At 41.8% G+C, this 17,196-nt stretch carries 19 protein-coding genes; 6 read left to right on the top strand and 13 right to left on the bottom strand.

Annotation, left to right across the window (positions count from 1 at the left end; all coding sequences use genetic code 11):
- A partial coding sequence (locus WAK81_RS11375; protein WP_422196901.1) for a hypothetical protein occupies positions 1–954 on the top strand: 954 nt, incomplete at its 5' end.
- Between the two features lie 218 nt (positions 955–1,172).
- On the opposite strand, the gene WAK81_RS11370 is transcribed toward WAK81_RS11375, so the two are convergent.
- The 3 genes from WAK81_RS11370 to WAK81_RS11360 form a co-directional block, all read right to left on the bottom strand.
- Positions 1,173–2,132, bottom strand: a complete 960-nt coding sequence (locus WAK81_RS11370) for a methyltransferase (protein WP_422196900.1) — start codon at positions 2,130–2,132, stop codon at positions 1,173–1,175.
- A 336-nt stretch (positions 2,133–2,468) separates the two neighbouring features.
- A complete protein-coding gene (locus WAK81_RS11365; protein WP_422196899.1) occupies positions 2,469–3,167 on the bottom strand; it encodes a pirin family protein in 699 nt (232 codons plus the stop codon).
- Positions 3,168–3,347: 180 nt separating this feature from the next.
- Positions 3,348–4,571, bottom strand: a complete 1,224-nt coding sequence (locus WAK81_RS11360; RefSeq protein ID WP_422196898.1) for a L,D-transpeptidase family protein — start codon at positions 4,569–4,571, stop codon at positions 3,348–3,350.
- A gap of 205 nt (positions 4,572–4,776) precedes the next feature.
- Between WAK81_RS11360 and hemE the strand changes: the two genes are divergently transcribed.
- The 5 genes from hemE to WAK81_RS11335 all read left to right on the top strand — a co-directional run bounded on the left by hemE (position 4,777) and on the right by WAK81_RS11335 (position 10,835).
- Positions 4,777–5,847, top strand: coding sequence for a uroporphyrinogen decarboxylase (gene hemE, locus WAK81_RS11355; protein WP_422196897.1), 1,071 nt, complete (start codon positions 4,777–4,779; stop codon positions 5,845–5,847).
- 10 nt (positions 5,848–5,857) lie between these two features.
- Positions 5,858–6,661 (top strand): DUF817 family protein, encoded by an 804-nt coding sequence (locus WAK81_RS11350; protein ID WP_422196896.1) that lies wholly within the window; start codon positions 5,858–5,860, stop codon positions 6,659–6,661.
- 143 nt (positions 6,662–6,804) lie between these two features.
- A complete protein-coding gene (locus WAK81_RS11345; protein WP_422196895.1) occupies positions 6,805–7,275 on the top strand; it encodes a DUF3015 family protein in 471 nt (156 codons plus the stop codon).
- 77 nt (positions 7,276–7,352) lie between these two features.
- Positions 7,353–9,239 (top strand): DUF4105 domain-containing protein, encoded by a 1,887-nt coding sequence (locus WAK81_RS11340; protein WP_422196894.1) that lies wholly within the window; start codon positions 7,353–7,355, stop codon positions 9,237–9,239.
- A 198-nt stretch (positions 9,240–9,437) separates the two neighbouring features.
- Positions 9,438–10,835, top strand: a complete 1,398-nt coding sequence (locus WAK81_RS11335; protein WP_422196893.1) for a diguanylate cyclase — start codon at positions 9,438–9,440, stop codon at positions 10,833–10,835.
- 11 nt (positions 10,836–10,846) lie between these two features.
- Here the strand turns inward: WAK81_RS11335 and WAK81_RS11330 are convergent, their stop codons facing one another.
- The 10 genes from WAK81_RS11330 to WAK81_RS11285 all read right to left on the bottom strand — a co-directional run.
- Positions 10,847–11,407: a DUF4385 domain-containing protein gene (locus WAK81_RS11330; protein ID WP_422196892.1), complete on the bottom strand. Its 561-nt coding sequence runs from the start codon at positions 11,405–11,407 to the stop codon at positions 10,847–10,849.
- A gap of 113 nt (positions 11,408–11,520) precedes the next feature.
- Positions 11,521–11,955, bottom strand: coding sequence for a hypothetical protein (locus WAK81_RS11325; protein WP_422196891.1), 435 nt, complete (start codon positions 11,953–11,955; stop codon positions 11,521–11,523).
- Positions 11,956–12,277: 322 nt separating this feature from the next.
- Positions 12,278–12,826: a GTP cyclohydrolase I FolE gene (gene folE, locus WAK81_RS11320; RefSeq protein WP_422196902.1), complete on the bottom strand. Its 549-nt coding sequence runs from the start codon at positions 12,824–12,826 to the stop codon at positions 12,278–12,280.
- 93 nt (positions 12,827–12,919) lie between these two features.
- Positions 12,920–13,603 carry a Smr/MutS family protein gene (locus WAK81_RS11315; RefSeq protein ID WP_004646397.1) on the bottom strand — a complete coding sequence of 228 codons (684 nt, stop codon included), beginning with the start codon at positions 13,601–13,603 and terminating at the stop codon, positions 12,920–12,922.
- A gap of 198 nt (positions 13,604–13,801) precedes the next feature.
- Positions 13,802–14,608 (bottom strand): indole-3-glycerol phosphate synthase TrpC, encoded by an 807-nt coding sequence (gene trpC / locus WAK81_RS11310; protein ID WP_422196890.1) that lies wholly within the window; start codon positions 14,606–14,608, stop codon positions 13,802–13,804.
- 20 nt (positions 14,609–14,628) lie between these two features.
- Positions 14,629–15,675 carry an anthranilate phosphoribosyltransferase gene (gene trpD, locus WAK81_RS11305; RefSeq protein WP_253175246.1) on the bottom strand — a complete coding sequence of 349 codons (1,047 nt, stop codon included), beginning with the start codon at positions 15,673–15,675 and terminating at the stop codon, positions 14,629–14,631.
- Between the two features lie 9 nt (positions 15,676–15,684).
- Positions 15,685–16,269, bottom strand: coding sequence for an anthranilate synthase component II (locus tag WAK81_RS11300; protein WP_422196889.1), 585 nt, complete (start codon positions 16,267–16,269; stop codon positions 15,685–15,687).
- 118 nt (positions 16,270–16,387) lie between these two features.
- Positions 16,388–16,654: a helix-turn-helix transcriptional regulator gene (locus tag WAK81_RS11295; RefSeq protein ID WP_422196888.1), complete on the bottom strand. Its 267-nt coding sequence runs from the start codon at positions 16,652–16,654 to the stop codon at positions 16,388–16,390.
- On the bottom strand, positions 16,651–16,815 hold the full coding sequence (locus WAK81_RS11290) for a hypothetical protein (RefSeq protein ID WP_422196887.1): 165 nt from the start codon (positions 16,813–16,815) through the stop codon (positions 16,651–16,653). Before WAK81_RS11290 ends, WAK81_RS11295 begins: the two co-directional genes overlap by 4 nt.
- 156 nt (positions 16,816–16,971) lie before the next feature.
- Positions 16,972–17,196: hypothetical protein (locus tag WAK81_RS11285; protein WP_422196886.1), on the bottom strand; the 225-nt coding region annotated here is incomplete at its 5' end.

Genomic DNA, 17,196 nt, shown 5'->3' with positions numbered 1-17,196 from the left:
GTATATGATTCAAGTGGGAAAATATCTGATAGACCAATTTTATTTGCGAGATACTACGATGCAAATAACCAATTATTGTGCCGACACCCTTTTTCAATGGTTAGCTTATTAGAGTGCTCTGCAACGCTTGATGAACATTTAAACTCAATTGTATTGATAACACATAAACTTAAAGATAAACCTGCTAATAAAGACTTCCTTATAAAGGACTTTGAAAAAAAATCAATAGATTATATCTATGATATTAATTTGACAGAATATTCAACTTGTTTTCATTTAGTAGCAAATCATTTTGGTATAACTGAATTGCAAGAACTCTTTTCTGTAACTAGAATTCTATTAGATATTTGTTTGAATTTTACGGATTCACATTTTGAAATCATACATAGTAAAAATATAGTTGATAGAATATTTAAGCCATCTGCAGGGTTTGATGATCAACAATTACGTCAATATATTGAGTTTCATACTGCTTTAAAATTTGGAATTCAATATAAGGAAAGACCAATCTTATTCTATGTCCTTTTAAAATTAATGAGTCGGGATACGTATACAAATAAAGACCTAATTCTAGAAGAAATTAATAATATCTTTGATAGTCTTGGGCTTAGTGTGGTGAAGATTTTTGAAGATGCTAATAGACTTATTGTCGATAAAACAGAAATTTTGAAAAATTCAGAGATTAAATATTTTTCCTTGATTGCTGAGTCTGTTAAAAAGAATGCAGCTACTCTAATTAAAGAGCCGAGTGATGTGATTGATAAGTATTCTAGTCACACTAATAAATATTTAGATATTCTTGATTTACCAAATATTCAAATAGGGGATTCATTTTTTCGATTAGGTAGGCCTCAAAAAAGTGTCTTTGATGATATTGATTATGAGGGATGTTTTGAAGAAATAGGGAAGCTCGAAAAATGGGTACAAGAGTTTGATGATGCGTGTTTTTATTGAAGAAAAACTAATTCCTAGTATCGTCAACTAATTGTTGTTGGTGTGGTACAGCAATAGCTTCCCACTCATCATAAGACAAAATAGGTGGAAAAGCTGCTACTAATTGAATAGTAGTCGCTTTATTTTTTCTAGTAGAATCTATTCCTATTTATTTTAAATAGAAAACAATTAAAAATAACATTAAGTATTATTTTAATAACTCCTCATCAATTTTTTAATTAAATCTTGATTAATGCCAACGCAATTCTTTCCACATGTTGGTAAGCCGTCTGTTCTAACTCTTCACCAAAAATATCCGGGTCAATTTCTTCATAGGACCAGATTATATTTTGATGCTGTTTCATTAAATCTTTAAGATGCTGCAAAAATAGATTGCCATGTTCAGTCACGGTCACTCCAGTATATAGGAATAAACGTCCACCAGAATTCAGTCGCTGTAGACCTTCTTTTATAATCCTGAATGATAAATCACAGCCATCCAGTTTATTACCACCATGACGATATTGACGTTGATCCGGATCAATTAAATACGGCGGATTAGCAAAAATCAGATCAAATTTTCCATCAAGATTGGAAAGTAAATTACTTTGAACCGGATGAATATGGTTTAAGCCGGCAAAACTGATATTAATCTGGCTATAGAGCAAGGCTTTGGAATTCAGGTCTGCAACCATGATTTCATTAACATCTGGAAAATGTCTGACAATGCTGATCGCGGCAGTAGATGTACCACAGCATATTTCAGCCGCCCGTTTGAAAGGGCGAGGCTGAGCGGTTAAATATTGCTTGAGATGATAGACAAAGCGATAAGTATCCGGACCAAAAAATACCGCATCTTGCTGAGTGGTTGGAAAAGCTGAATGAATAAAGAGTTCGCCATCGAGTGAAGAAACCCGAACCTGACTCAAATATTGATCTTCCTGAACCTGTAGAAGCTGATGTTCTTGCAATAATTCAAACAGGACGGGATCAAGATCAGTTTTCTTGAAACCTAGATTCCAGCCAAAGATATCCTGAAGGGTTCTGTGCTTATAAATTTCATTCTTTTTTCGATTCAGAATTCGCTGATGTGAAAGCGGGGTAATGGTTGTAAATTGATAATCTTGTTCTTTTAAAAAGGCTAATAAATAAAGTAAAGCTTGTTGTTGGCTGTTTTGAATCTCTAAAATTTGGTTCATATGAATATGCTCTTCTATTTATTTTACCTACATAAAAAGTTCAATTTCCTTTATGCCTGCGAAAGACAACATCAAAACCAGTCGTGAATGATCAAAGCTATACAGCACTGGATTCAATGGAAATGGATCAGTTTATATTCACCTAAATAATGCATTCGTTAGGTAAAAATGTGATGAGAATTGGTTGGATTTGTATAGGTAGTAGGCATAATTTTATTAGTTAAGAAACCTTATAATGATTCTGCGAACTATTATTTCTTATTCATTATTATATGTATAAAAAATGGCTATTAATCACTTGGATCAATAGCCATTAGAGCTGAGAGCTTTAAAAGCTTAGTTTGGTACTTTCGGCAAATCAAACCAGATCACTTGCGCATCTTCGCTTGCTTTAATTTCTTTGTCATCCAGAAAAGCAATTGCGCCGCCAGCTTCAACCGTATGTTCAGCGATCTGGATAGCACCAGAAATGACATGTACATAATTAATATGCTGGGTTGCTTTGACTTCCAGGCTGTGGCCTGGCTGAATCACCGCAGTTTTGACTTCGGCATTCTGACGAATATGCATCGGTGCATTGTCATTCGGACCACAAATCAAATGCCACTGGTTCGGTTGCTCATGCGGATCAAGACGGATTTGCTGATAGTTCGGCTTGGCATCACGTTCATTTGGAATAATCCAGATTTGCAGTAAATGGACCTGTTCGTCGCCCTGGTTCATTTCACTGTGTCTCACACCGGTTCCTGCACTCATCAGTTGCCATTCACCCGCAGCGATTCCACCATGATTGCCCATGCTGTCCTGATGGGTAATGGTTCCTTTCAGCACACAGGTCAGGATTTCCATATTGTCATGTGGATGTGTTCCAAAACCCTGATGTCCATCAATCAGATCATCATTAATCACGCGTAAGGCGCTGACACCCATATACTGTGGGTTATACCAGTTACCAAATGAGAAGCTGTGTTTAGACTCCAGCCAGCCCATTTTTACATGACCACGATTTTCACTCGGATGTAGAAAAGCTTTCATGATTTAATCTCGATATTATTTTGAACCTGAGATCATCATACTGTCGTTTTAAAGCTGAAAAAATCTCAAATAGGCGACAGATCATTGCATTTTTGCAACGACACAGCTCAAAGCAAAAACTCAGGAATAAAAAAGCCCGCTCAAAAGCAGGCTATTCTATTTAAACCGGTAGAGCGGTCATTATTCTAGGAAACGGACAGTTACACCAGATTTCACTTTACGGCCTAAGTCATTGGCATCCCAGTTGGTTAGACGGATACAGCCATGCGATGCAGTTTTAGAAATTGCAGACGGGTTTGGTGTCCCGTGAATACCAAATGATTTCTTGCTTAAACCAATCCAGACATTCCCGACAGGGCCGTTAGGACCCGGTGGTAAAGACAACGGTTTCTTGTTATTGCCCTGAACAAAGTTGCTTGGTGAGTAGCTATACCATGGGTTTGGTGCAACACCTGTTACTTTATAGGTTCCGGTCGGAGATGGTGTATCCGCACTACCAATGGTGGCAGGGAATGACCCGATCATTTGATTCTTACTGTTAAATAAGTACAGTTGTTTTGCACCTTTATGTGCAACAATCAAGTGAATACCTTCAGGCAAGTCATTACGTACATTACTGACCAGTAATTTTTCACCAACTTTATTAAAGTTAGCATTTGGGTTGAGTTTCTTTAAAAAATTCTCATCCATATGGAATTTTTCACTCAACATTTCACTGACACGTGTGTAGTACAGGCCTTTCATTTTTGCCTGTAACGCATAATCTGAAGGAATAGATTTGGCAAATGGGCCTGCCAGATCTTTTTCAGTAATGGTGTATTCAATAAAGGTTGGCTTAGAACCCTGACGTGCCACCAGTTTATCCCAGGTTTCCTGAGTCAAAACACCGTTTGGCTTGATGCCATTCATTTGCTGGAAAGATGCAATCGCTTTCAGTGTGTTTTTACCGCTGGTCCCGTCAATCGCACCCGGTGAAGCATGGGCATTATTCAGCATGACATGCGCACGTGCGTAAACTGGGAATTGACCTGCACCGATATTTTCATACCATTGGGCATTGTTTAAGCCGTCTAAAGTCCACGAAGCTTTGGTTGCCGCAGAGTTAGTCGGTGCTTTGGTATTTGGTGCTGCGCCAATAGAAGCAGTTTGATCTTCGGTATCCTGTAGCTGATTCAGCGCTTCAGATGCCTGTTTTAAGTCTTGTTGTTCTTGTGCGGTAATTTGCGCTTCTGCAGGTGCTGCTTGGGCCGCTGAAGCTTCAGTTGCTAGTGGATCAATCGGATCTTGCACTGCAACATCAGTCACCACTTGGGGTTTTAATGGTTGTTCAGCAGTAGACGCGGCAAAAACTTGACCTGCGAAAATGCAACCTAGACTCACAGCGAGCATTGTGCGAACGAACATGTAACTCAACCTCAAGAATTATTTCTTTAACTATGTGAAAAAACACTATAAGTATTACAGAAAAAATGTGGAGATGCAGTAGTTGTTTTGTGTAAATCACTAGGTCGCCGTTCAATCCGATCGGTTTTTAAAGTTGCCAGAAGTTATTAAAACTGCGGCCTTTTTGCTATGATGTTGGCAATGTCAAAGAAAGATGGGAATGTGAATGACGACCTTAAAAAATGATCGTTTTCTGCGCGCATTGTTGCGTGAGCCTGTAGATGCTACGCCAGTATGGATGATGCGTCAGGCTGGCCGTTATTTGCCTGAGTACCGCGAAACGCGTGCCAAGGCAGGAGATTTCCTTTCGCTTTGCAAGAATACTGAACTGGCCTGTGAAGTGACTTTGCAGCCTTTGCGCCGTTATGATCTTGATGCCGCGATTTTATTCTCAGATATCTTGACGGTTCCGGATGCTTTGGGACTGGGGCTGTATTTTGAAGCCGGTGAAGGCCCAAAATTTCACAAGACCATCCGTACCGAACAGGATGTAGCCAATCTGCCTGCATTTAATGCCAAGTCGGATCTGGATTATGTGATGAATGCCGTTTCGACCATTCGTTCAGCCTTGGGCGGTCAGGTTCCTCTGATTGGTTTTTCGGGTAGTCCATGGACTTTGGCGACGTATATGGTCGAAGGCGGTTCAAGCAAAGATTTCCGTTTTACCAAACAGATGATGTATGCACAACCTGAAGTTTTGCATGCTTTACTGGATCGTCTGGCTGATGCAGTGACTGAATATTTGAATGCGCAGATTGATGCGGGTGCACAAGCGGTACAGATCTTTGATAGTTGGGGTGGGGCATTAGCACATCGTGAATATATCGAGTTCTCGCTGAACTATATGCAGAAGATTGTCACTGGTTTGCAACGTGAGAAAGACGGTCGCAAGATTCCGGTGATTCTGTTTACCAAAGGTGGCGGTCAATGGTTGGAACCGATGATTGCTACTGGCGCAGATGCGTTTGGTCTGGACTGGACCACACCATTGAATGTCGCTCGTCAAACCGTTGCCGGCCGTGCAGCACTTCAGGGTAACCTGGATCCTGCAACCTTATATGGCTCATCAGACACCATCATTAAAGCGACCAAAGCCATGCTGGATGATGCCTATGCCAATGGCGAGAAAACCGGTTATGTTGCCAATTTAGGTCATGGTATTACCCAGTGGGTTGATCCGGCGAATCCAAAAGCATTTATTGATACCGTACATGAGTACAGTGCTAAATATCTTTAGGATGTAAACCTTGATCGATCTATTCAAATCAGGGTTTGAATTTACTTATAAGGCAGCTTCGGCTGCCTTATTTGGGATTTTACTCCTGCTCGCTTTTGCACTGACTGCTTCTATGGGAAGCGATCTCTTTTTCGGTTTTTACCGGTATGACTATCTGCTGTTTTTTGCTTTGCTGATTCAGATGGTGCTGCTTTATACCAAACTGGAATCCTGGGCTGAAGCCAAAGTCATTGCCCTGTTTCATCTCATGGCCATGGTGATGGAAATCTTCCTGACCCATCCGGCAATTGCTTCCTGGCATTACCCACAACCCGCAGTATTTAAAATCCTGACCGTGCCTTTATTTGCCGGTTTTATGTATTCTGCGGTCGGCAGCTTTTTTGCCCGTTCTTTACGTCTATATCAGGTTTCATTCGAAAAATTGCCGCGTTTCAGCCATATGCTGGCATTGGCTGTCTTGTCTTATATTAACTTTATGAGCAAGTTTTTTATTCCCGATTATCGTCTGATTCTATTTGTCTGGAGCGTGCTGATGTTCTGGAAAACCAAAATCCGCTTTCAGCTGAATCAGCATGCTTTTCAGTTGCCGATGTTACCCGTACTGCTGATTCTGGCATTTATTATCTGGATTGCAGAGAATATCAGTACCTTTTACCAGATCTGGCTCTATCCAAGCCAGATAGAGCAATGGCATATGGTGGGATGGGGTAAACTGGGTTCCTGGTATTTGTTGTTATTGCTGAGTCTGGTGTTGGTGCTGAAAATCTTGGGACAGCGTAATTCACAAGGCGATTGGATGCTCAAAGAACAGTAAAATCAATCAGGTTATGTTTATGTAAAGCATACATTTTTTCAATTGCGCCAAACTTGACTTGTCGCTACTCTGCTGAGTATGTAATTTAAATTACATCATTAGAGTAATAACAAAGATTGCATGAGAATAATTGGAGAATAACTATGTTGAAAAAAATTATGCTGGCGGCAGTATTGGCGACTGGTTCAAGCATGGCGATGGCTGACCGAGATGTCGGTTGTGGTATCGGAAGTCAGGTGTGGGCGGGTCAGTCTGGTATTATTCCTAAACTCTTTGCAGGTACGACCAACGTTCTGTTCACGAATCAGTGGCTCGGGATCACTTTTGGTACTTTGGGTTGTAGCCAGGGCGGTACCGTAACCGCTCAAGTGGTGACCTTTACCAATGAAAACGCTGAAGCACTGGCGCGTGATATGGCAGTCGGTGAAGGTGAAAGCCTGAATGTTCTGGCTGAACTTTTGAATATTAAATCTGAAGATAAAGCTCGTTTCTTTAGTGTTTCCAAGCAGAATTTTTCTGAAATCTATTCCGAGCAAAACCAGAATACATTACAAGTTTTAAGCACTTTACAAACTGTGATGGCCAAAGATGAAGTATTGAAATCCTACATCTGATCCGTATCTCAAAAACCCTGCTGTTCTGGCAGGGTTTTCTTATGACTAAAAGAAATTGATGAGAATAAGTTAACTGAATGAAATATGTGTTCTTTATGTTGGGCCTGACATTTAGCCCTTTAAGTTTTTCTAGCGAGATTAATCCAGACATCCAGCATTATATAGCTCAGGCCGAAACCCAGCGTCTGGATCAGAGCACCACCTGGCAAAGTCTGATGTATGCTAATCCCAAAGGTCATAGCGAGGTTAACTATTCGGGCTATTTCCTGGCAGAGCAGGGAAAAACTGATTTAAAAAAAGAAATGCAGCATAACATTCAGGCTTTATTTTTGAGCGCAGAGCCGAATCAGTCTGTTCGCTGCAAGTTTCCGGCACGCAGCAGCTGGTTAATACAGCAATTGAATATTTCCGAGCAACAATTGCCTGCGGTCAGCTGTCCGGATTTGGATAAATGGATTGGCGAGGTCAAGCCCTATCAGGCAACCCTGATTTATGCCACGGATTTTATGGGTAACCCCAGCTCGATGTTCGGACATACCTTATTGCGGCTGGACCCTAAAGACCAGCAACAACTTAATCTGATTTCCTATGCAGTCAACTATGCCGCAACGGTCGATGGTAATGACAACTGGTCTTTTGCCTGGAAAGGGCTGACTGGACAATATCCGGGTGAATATTCACTGATGCCGTATTACCGCAAGGTCAAAGAATATGGTGACTTTGAAAGCCGGGATTTATGGGAATATGAATTAAACTTAAGCCCGCAGGAAACCAGGTTTCTGGTACAGCATCTCTGGGAAATGCAAAATGTAAGTTTCCCTTATTATTTTATCAGTGACAATTGTGCATATCGTTTACTCGGGCTGTTTGATCTGGTACGTCCCGAGCTGAATCTACAAAACCAGTTTAATTCGACTGCGATTCCGATTGAAACACTGAAAGTAGTAGAACAGCAAGGCTTGATTAAACAGAAAATTTATCGTCCGGCGCTTGAAACTCAATTGCTGGCTCAATTCAGACAGCATGGCAAAGCGCTGGCAAAAACTGCGCATCAGCTGGCTTATACAGAAACAGGTGTAATGCCTTCAATTTTGCAAACTTATCCGGCAGAAGATCAGGCCAAAATTCTGGAAATGGCCTATGATCATTTATATCTGGATTTCCTTCGGCAGAAAGTCGATGAATCATTTTCCCAGCCACGTTTCCGTAAGCTATTGGGTTTAAGAAGTCAGCTGAATATCGAGAAACAGCGTAAAGCACCGGAACGTCCAAAAATAGATCCGGTACAAAGCCATCATGCACGCAATATCAGTCTTCAGGCCGGGCAGGTTCAGGGTGAATCCTTTGTCCAGCTTGGGCATCGGCAGGCTTATCATGATCTCATTGATCCGCAAGGCGGTTTTCGAACCGGCACACAATTGCTGTTTTTGGATGGGGCTTTGCAATATCGTGACAGTGAACTCAAGCTGGAACATCTGGATCTATTTACCGTCAATTCCTATAACCCGGTCAATCCGTTTAATACGCCCTTATCTTGGGGTTTTAATCTGGGTTGGAAACAGGAGGCACTGGATGCGCATGGCCAGTTTAGTGAAGATGAACAGCATGGCGTCGCCAGCTTAAAAACTCAGGTCGGTTATAGCTGGGCAAATGCCAGCCGTGAACATCTATGTTATGCACAAATGCAAACTCAGCTACAGGCAGGTAAGTCACTCGATCAAGGCTGGCGCGTAGGTGCAGGCCCTACTGTGGGGTGCCAGAATATCTGGAGCGATCAGATCAACAGTCTGGTGCAGGTGGAACTGCCTTATTGGGAAGATTCGCATCGCTGGCAGCTGAAACTGAATACTGAACTCCAATATGCATTTAATCCACAACATGCACTTCGGCTGTCTTGGGAATATCAGCAACAGCACTCCAAAGACTGGGATCAATGGAGTCTTGGTTTGATCCGGTATTTTTAAGATTTAGTTAAAACTGATCAAAATTATTTATAAAGTGCTGTGTATCCATGAGGCTACTGTTCGGTTTTCCCTGGTATAAAAAGATTGGCTTGGTTCGATACAAATAATCTGCTCGATATTTTAGGAGAAATACCTGATTTTTGTTATATTTGTCACATAATGTGAGTGCAAATTGCAAGGTTTTGGGGAACAGACAGTATGAATAATGAATGCATGGCAAGACTGGCCGAGCAATGGGAACAGATCTGTCAAAATTATTCATCTGATGACTTATTGCATGCCTTTCAGTTTATTCAAGATCATTCCCTGATTCTGGTGGAAGAATTCTATAAAAACATGCTCATTGAAAAGGAATCTGCAGAATTCTTTTCCGATGACTTGATTCAACAGCGCTTGCGCGACACTTTAAATGCCTGGCTACTTGAAAGCTTTAGTGTGGGGATTAATAAACGCTATGCTGATGCCGTGCAGAAACAGGCGATGGTGGGGCATGTGCATGCGCGTGTCGGAATTCCATCCTGGCTGATCATGCGTGGTGTACGTGAAATTGAGCGTAAAATGTTTGAACTGCTGGATGAGAATCCTCACCACAGTATGTTGACCACCTGCAGTTATATTGTCCAGATCATGGGATTTGCCACAGAAGTCATGTGCCGATCTTATGAAGCCAAAACAGCCATGAATCAGGAAATTAAACACAGTTATCGTGTTTTTTCAGCGATGCAGGATGTGGCTGTACAAAAAGATAAACAGCGTAGCTCATTGCTGGACTGGGAAAATGAACTCATGTTCAAGGTCTTTTCTGAGCATGAGAAATTGAATCATCCGATATTGTCCAAGTCTGAGTTTGGTTTATGGTTTATCCATAAAGCCTCTTATGCTTTTACCGGTTCTGACCAGGTCGATTTAATCATTGAACGAATTTATCAAGTCGATGAACTTAATCAAGATATTATGGACTGTACGGACAAAAACAATATGCTGGGACTAATCCAGCAGATCCGTGACTTGAACCGTGAAATTCAGTTGTTGGTAGATCAGTTATTTCAGGTGGCCGAATATATTGAATCAGGTAATGATTCATTGACCCAATTATTAAATCGTCGTTATTTGAATACGATTATTTCACGTGAAATCACTTTTTCCCGTAAGAATCATACGCCTTTGTCTTTACTTGCCATTGATGCCGATTATTTCAAAAGTATCAATGATAAATTCGGACATGCAGCAGGTGATCTGGCCTTGAAATTTCTGGCCGAAGCATTGCAAAAATATAGTCAGGGCAGTGATTATGCTTTCCGGGTCGGCGGTGAAGAGTTTTTGCTATTACTGGTGGATACTGATGAAAAACGTGCCCTCAATATCGCCGAAAGTATTCGTAAATATATTGAAAATGGCATGATTAATTCGGCACAAGGCCAGCAGTTTAAATTTACGGTCAGTATTGGTTGTGCGCTCTATGATGGACATCCGGATTATCAGCGCTTCCTGAATGCGGCAGATTCTGCCTTGTATATGGCGAAGAACAATGGGCGTAACAGAGTCTATATGGCTCATCAGTCCATAAACCCGGCCGTACAGCCACTCTCGGTTTAAATGAAAGGTTTTTATCTAGTTGCAGACTGCTGCTCTATAAATTCTTGAAATTTCTGTTTTTGCTGAAGATATTCGGGGTGATTTTTAGCTTCCTCCCATTTCTGTTTAAAAATTTTGGCAGCAACGGCTTTAACCGGATCTTCCTGATTGCGTGGCAGCTCAGAACGGCCATGTGCACCGCTTAAGCCTTTTTTGTCTTCCGGAACCGGACCGTCGTACTTTTTGCCGCCTTTATGGTTGGCATAACGCCGGGCACGGGTAAAACCCATCTGTAAAAACTTGCGTGCCATGTCCGCACCAATAAAATCTTCTTGTTTTAAATACTCCAAGAAAAGCTGATAGATTTTCTCGCTACTGGCTTGTGCTTTTTCTTCATCTGCAAAGCGCCAGTGTGGCAGGATTTCCGATTTATAAGGCTCAACCAGTAATACACCTTGTTCACCACGGCCAATCCGGTAGAGCTCTGGTCGTTTACGAAAATTAATTTTTTCAAAGTCCAGAGAATAATCAAAACTATTCGAAACTACACGTGACGGACGTTTTGGTGGCGCTATTTTGGTAGATGGCTTCATATTCGGCCTTTTCTGAAATTTAAAATTACTCAATATTTCAGCTCATACAAATTATAAAAATGAAAGGCAGGATACAGAAAAGCCCCTGTTATTTAGAACTAGGGGCTTTCATTTTACTTCGATTTTTTCGAACTGGTCTTCGAGGTTTTAGCCTTGGTCGACTTGCTCTTAGAGGAGCTACTCGACTGCTTTTTAGCAGGCGCTGATTTTTTTGAAGAAGACTTTTTCACTTTAGTGTCGTCTTTACTCTTGTTGCTGCTTTTCGCTTTAGCTGGTTTTTTCGCGGAAGAGATCTTTTGGTCTTTCGCTTTATCACTGGCTTTTGAGCTCGAATTTTTCTTCGCCTTCACTTTTTCATCTTTGCTGGCATTGTCTTTTTTAGAAGATGCCGCTTTAGATTTAATGCTCGCCGCTTTTTTAGTGATTTTGCGATCACTGTCTTTGTCACTGCTTTTATTTGACTTTTTCAGTTTTTCATCTTGAGTCTTTTTAGCAGTTTTTGCTGATTTTTTGCTGTCTTTCGCCTGGTTATTTTTGCTATTCGCCATGGTTACTTTCCTTATCATTAAAAATCAATCAGAAAGATATAAAGCGCTTTGCTGTATATCAACTTCAAATTACTTTAAGGGGAGAGCGACAGGATTAAAACTTTATCGTGTATCTAAGTGTAGGCTTGTTGCAAATACAAGCAGGAATTGTTCGAGTTCCAGACTAAAACATGGCAAGTTTTGGGACAGGTCTTTAAACCCTGTTAACAGATGTCATTTATAGCAAGTGAGCTTTGGAGTTAAGTATTGATGTCCTCTTCCTCCAAAAGCAAAAACCCCGAATGATCGAGGCTTTGATTAACTTATTTTTAAGCTTAAATAATTAATAGCTTTCTGGAACTGCACTTAAAAATTCACGACGTGTTTCTTTATCGGTTTTAAAATCCCCAATAAACGATACCGTACGAGTAGTTGATTCCTGCTTGCCTACACCACGCATCATCATACACATATGTGCAGAATCAATCATTACTGCAACACCGCGTGCTTTGGTGACTTCAGCTACTGCTTCTGCAATTTGCTGGGTCAGATTTTCCTGGATTTGCAAACGGCGCGCAAACATTTCCGTAATACGGGCAAATTTGGATAAACCTAAAACATGATCTTCCGGTAAATAGGCGATATGCACGCGGCCATAAAATGGCAATAAGTGATGTTCACAGAGCGAATAAAATTCGATGTTTTTGACCAGTACCATTTCACGGTTATCAGAAGGGAAGACCGCCTTGTTGGTTACTTCCTCAAGTGTCTGGCTATAACCCGATGTTAAATATGAAAATGCTTTCGCAGCGCGCACTGGCGTATCTTTGAGACCAGGGCGATTTAGATCTTCGCCAACGGCAGTAAGAATGTTTGCGTAGGATTGCTGCATAGTCATATGACGTATTCACTTAAACTGAGAATGAACAAGGACGGCATTGTAGCAGAAAACTTTTACAATGCCTTGTTTTGAAGCTAAAACCGTTTACTGTTTGAACTTTGGATTCTTTTCCGCACGTTTCAGCAGAACCAGTACCGCACCAGTACCGCCCTGTTTTTCAGGGGCACTGACAAAGGCCAGAACGTCACGATGCTGACGCAGCCAGCCGTTGACATAGGTTTTTAAAATCGCTTCCGGGCCTTTGCCATGTACGATCTTAATCACGTTTTGATTTTCATCTTTGGCGATCTGGATAATCTGCAGCACGGCTTGACGCGCTTCTTCCACAGTACAGCCATGCAGATCCACAGCTTCAAACCAGCGCAAGTTACCGGCTTTCAAGTCTTCAAACACTTTATGCTGTAAGGTGGCAATGCGATAGCTCAAGTTGGCCTGACTCCCGACAGGATTGAGCATGGCCTGAGTATCTGATAAAGCCATTGCCTCTGTTTCCATCGGGCCAGTAGCCGCTGCACGCTTTGCCAGAATTTGTGCATCCGGCTTTTTCTTGCGTGGCTTGTCCAGTTGAACCGTATTTCCCGATTCAATTTTTTGCACGCCCTGCATTTGCTTGCGGAATAATTCCAGTTCTTCTAAAGCTTCTTGCTCGACAGTCTTTTCAACAGGTGCCGCAACGACCGCAGGCGTTTGCGGCTGTGTAATTTGCTTCTTAAAAGATTTCAGCAGGTTGTACTGATCTTTAGATAATGAAGAATCGTGTTTACTCATAATGTAAAAACAAGGGAGATGCGGAATTTACAAGAATTATAGTCTGAAAATAGACAAAGGAGAACTGAATTGCGTTCATGACATTACTGAGGATTTTAAATACGCTCGAGATTCTATGATTTACTTTTCAATATTGAAAATAAAAAAGCCCAATCCTGAGATTGCGCTTTTTAAGTGCTTGAATAAGCATTTACAACTTTAAACCGCTTCAGGCTCACCAAAAAGATCACGGAAAGCATGATCCGGACGTGGCTGTTTCATGAAGCTTTCACCGACCAGGAAGGCGTGAATATCATTTTCCTGCATCATGGCGACATCGGCAGGAGTTGCAATACCACTTTCAGTCACCAGCAGGCGTGAGGGATCCAGTAATTTTTTCAAACGTAATGATGTGTTTAAATCGACATCAAAGGTTTTTAAATTACGGTTGTTCACACCCAGCAGACAACGATCAGAAAGCTTTAAAGCACGGGATAGTTCTTCTTCATCGTGAACTTCAACCAGTACATCCAGATGATGTTCAAATGCGGTTTTGGACATTTCTTCTAGCTGCTGGTCAGACAGGCAAGCCACAATCAGCAAGATGCAGTCCGCATGCAGGGAACGTGCTTCTATAACCCCATAAGGATCGATCAGAAAGTCTTTGCGCAGTGCAGGCAGGTCACAATGTGAACGGGCAATCTGAATATTGTCATCGTGACCTTGGAAAAAGTCTACATCGGTCAGCACAGATAAACAGGCTGCGCCTGCATCCTGATACTGTGCCGCAATTTCTGCAGGGTTAAAATTCTCACGAATAATGCCCTTAGATGGCGAAGCTTTTTTAATTTCAGCAATGACACCAGGACGTTTCGACACTAAAGACCGGGAAAAACCACGCACAGGTGATGCACCCTGAGCCAGCTCCTCCAGATCTTTATAGCTTTTCTGCTTTAAACGTAGGGCAAATTCTTCTTTCTTACGGTCAACAATCTTGCCTAAAATTGTATTTGCGATATCTACCATGATCAAAATTCCTGCCCGAATTAAGCTTCGTAATGTTTAATGGTTTTGGTAAATTCAGACAGCACACTCATTTTCTCAAGTGCCTGACCACCGTAAATAATGTCATGTGCCAGCGCAACACCTTGCTTATAGCTGCTGGTTAAACCAGAGACATAAATACCCGCGCCGGCATTCAGCGCGATCATGTTGGCTGCTTTATCGCCGATGTCTGATTTCTTCTTGCCCAGCGCGTCTTTGATCAAAGCCAGACTTTGCGCAGAGTCTTCTACAATCAGTCCGGTCAGAGTTTGCGATTCAATATCGACCGATTCAGGAATAATGTCCCATTCGGTGACTTCGCCATTTTTTAGTTCAGCGACATGAGTTGAAGAGGCGATGCTAATTTCGTCCAGACCATCACGTGAATGCACCACCATCACATGTTCAGCACCGAGCTGTTTCATGACTTCGGCAATTGGACGGCAGAGTTCATTGGAAAATACGCCAATGACCAGACGTTGTACGCCAGCCGGATTGGTCAAAGGACCGAGCAGGTTGAAAATACTGCGAATCCCTAATTCTTTACGTGGACCGATTGCATATTTCATGGCTTGATGATGATTCGGTGCAAACAGGAAACCGACACCGACATCACGGATACATCGCTCAGTCTGCTGCATATTCAGATCCAGATTAATCCCGGCCTGTTCCAACAAATCTGACGACCCTGATTTGGTCGAAACGCCGCGGTTACCATGTTTGGCAATGGTTGCGCCTGCTGCTGCGATCACGAATGCAGAGGCAGTAGAGACGTTAAACAGGTTTTGACCGTCACCGCCTGTGCCGACGATATCGACCAGATAAGGAATGTCACTGACATCAATTTTGGTGGCAAGTTCACGCATAACCCGTGCAGCTGCGGTAATTTCGTCAATGCTTTCGCCTTTAAGGCGTAAGCCCATCAACAGGGCACCAATCTGGGCATCGGTCGCTTCACCTGACATGATGGCACGCATCACGTCTTGCATTTGATCCTGAGTCAGGTGAATGTTTTTAGTAATATTACTTAAAGCTTGTTGAATATTCATAAGGTGTTCTTAGGCATAAATTTCGAGAAAGTTTTTAAAGATTTGATGACCATGCTGGCTCAGAATCGATTCAGGATGGAACTGCACGCCTTCGACCGGCAATGTCTTATGTTTTACACCCATTATTTCTTCCATAGAGCCATCCGCTTCATTGGTCCAGCAGGTGACTTCCAGACATTCGGGCAAGGTGGATTGATCAATCACCAGTGAATGATAGCGCGTTGCAGGAAATGGAGAAGGAAGATTGCTGAAAATCCCGGTATCACTATGGTACATATCAGACAGACGGCCATGCATGACACGTTTGGCACGCACGATATCACCGCCAAATGCCTGACCAATACTCTGGTGACCAAGACAAACGCCCAGTAAAGGAATTTTTCCAGCAAAATGCTGAATTGCAGGAATAGAAATCCCTGCTTCACTTGGCGAGCACGGTCCAGGACCAATCACTAAATACTTGGGTTGCCATCGCTCTATATCTTCCAATGTCACGGCATCATTACGGACTACTTTTACTTCTTGATTCAGTTCGCCAAAATATTGGACGATGTTATAAGTAAAGGAGTCATAGTTGTCGACCATGAGAAGCATATCGCATGTAACCTCTTGAAAATTATAAATATGAGTATCTTTGTTTCTAATAGTTACTCACTATGTTACTCACTTTGAATAAAGTGACTGATTTTGCAGGCATTAAAAAGCCGCTCAATCAAGCGGCTACTTTACCAGTTTTTGAATGCCTTGTGACAATTTCGTTCACGTAGCTGTTGAGGTAGTAACTTCGTGGACCATCTTTACTTGGCTGTGCAATTTCTCCTTTTTTGATCCGGTCATAAAAAGTTGGTTCGCTCATGTTCATGCGCTTGGCAAATTCCTTGATACTTACTCGACGTTCATCTTGATTTGCCATTGCTCGTTTGAGCTCCTGCATCTCATCAAAGATAGCTTCGAGTAAATCACGTTCAGATTCACTCATGACACCTCCTTTAAACTTTGTTTTACTGATTCCGGCAACCCAAACACATCTTTAAAAGCTTGTTCAAAACCACCATCAGCAATGAATTGATCCATCAGGTTTACTTGCTGATCGATATTGCTATCTTCACAAGGCTCACATTGTTTTTGAATATCAGTCACTGTTTTCTCCTTGAGCCTTCAAGTATTCAAATTTTGCATCTGCCCAATTTTTTGCGTCGTATGGGCTTAACCCTTTTTTCTTGCACCAATCAGCGCACCAGAGCCATTGCGCATCGTCATATGGGGTGGGCTCAATTATTTGGTTAGTGCTATCCATCACGCCACCTTCACATCTAAATAATTAGGGTTATCCAGATGTTCTTCATATTCATGAAATAGCACCTGGCATGCTGCATTGCCTGTTAAATCCTTCCTTAAAAGCACATAACTCAACGTTTTACGTGTGCCTTTGCCTGAAAATGTTGAACTGCCATCTGCAAGTTCATTTTTGATATAACCCAATTTTTCCAACCAAAGCTTGAAACCAACTTCATGCTTCTT

This window comes from Acinetobacter sp. (assembly GCF_049284435.1).
Taxonomy (GTDB): Bacteria; Pseudomonadota; Gammaproteobacteria; order Pseudomonadales; family Moraxellaceae; genus Acinetobacter.
This window is presented reverse-complemented; position numbering and strand designations above follow the sequence as displayed.

Bases quoted from the DNA above. Each gene is read 5' to 3' on its own strand.
- WAK81_RS11370 (WP_422196900.1), bottom strand. From the start codon at position 2,132: ATGAACCAAATTTTAGAGATTCAAAACAGCCAACAACAAGCTTTACTT.
- WAK81_RS11365 (WP_422196899.1), bottom strand. From the start codon at position 3,167: ATGAAAGCTTTTCTACATCCGAGTGAAAATCGTGGTCATGTAAAAATG.
- WAK81_RS11360 (WP_422196898.1), bottom strand. From the start codon at position 4,571: ATGTTCGTTCGCACAATGCTCGCTGTGAGTCTAGGTTGCATTTTCGCA.
- hemE (WP_422196897.1), top strand. From the start codon at position 4,777: ATGACGACCTTAAAAAATGATCGTTTTCTGCGCGCATTGTTGCGTGAG.
- WAK81_RS11345 (WP_422196895.1), top strand. From the start codon at position 6,805: ATGTTGAAAAAAATTATGCTGGCGGCAGTATTGGCGACTGGTTCAAGC.
- WAK81_RS11340 (WP_422196894.1), top strand. From the start codon at position 7,353: ATGAAATATGTGTTCTTTATGTTGGGCCTGACATTTAGCCCTTTAAGT.
- WAK81_RS11335 (WP_422196893.1), top strand. From the start codon at position 9,438: ATGAATAATGAATGCATGGCAAGACTGGCCGAGCAATGGGAACAGATC.
- WAK81_RS11330 (WP_422196892.1), bottom strand. From the start codon at position 11,407: ATGAAGCCATCTACCAAAATAGCGCCACCAAAACGTCCGTCACGTGTA.
- WAK81_RS11325 (WP_422196891.1), bottom strand. From the start codon at position 11,955: ATGGCGAATAGCAAAAATAACCAGGCGAAAGACAGCAAAAAATCAGCA.
- folE (WP_422196902.1), bottom strand. From the start codon at position 12,826: ATGCAGCAATCCTACGCAAACATTCTTACTGCCGTTGGCGAAGATCTA.
- WAK81_RS11315 (WP_004646397.1), bottom strand. From the start codon at position 13,603: ATGAGTAAACACGATTCTTCATTATCTAAAGATCAGTACAACCTGCTG.
- trpC (WP_422196890.1), bottom strand. From the start codon at position 14,608: ATGGTAGATATCGCAAATACAATTTTAGGCAAGATTGTTGACCGTAAG.
- trpD (WP_253175246.1), bottom strand. From the start codon at position 15,675: ATGAATATTCAACAAGCTTTAAGTAATATTACTAAAAACATTCACCTG.
- WAK81_RS11300 (WP_422196889.1), bottom strand. From the start codon at position 16,269: ATGCTTCTCATGGTCGACAACTATGACTCCTTTACTTATAACATCGTC.
- WAK81_RS11295 (WP_422196888.1), bottom strand. From the start codon at position 16,654: ATGAGTGAATCTGAACGTGATTTACTCGAAGCTATCTTTGATGAGATG.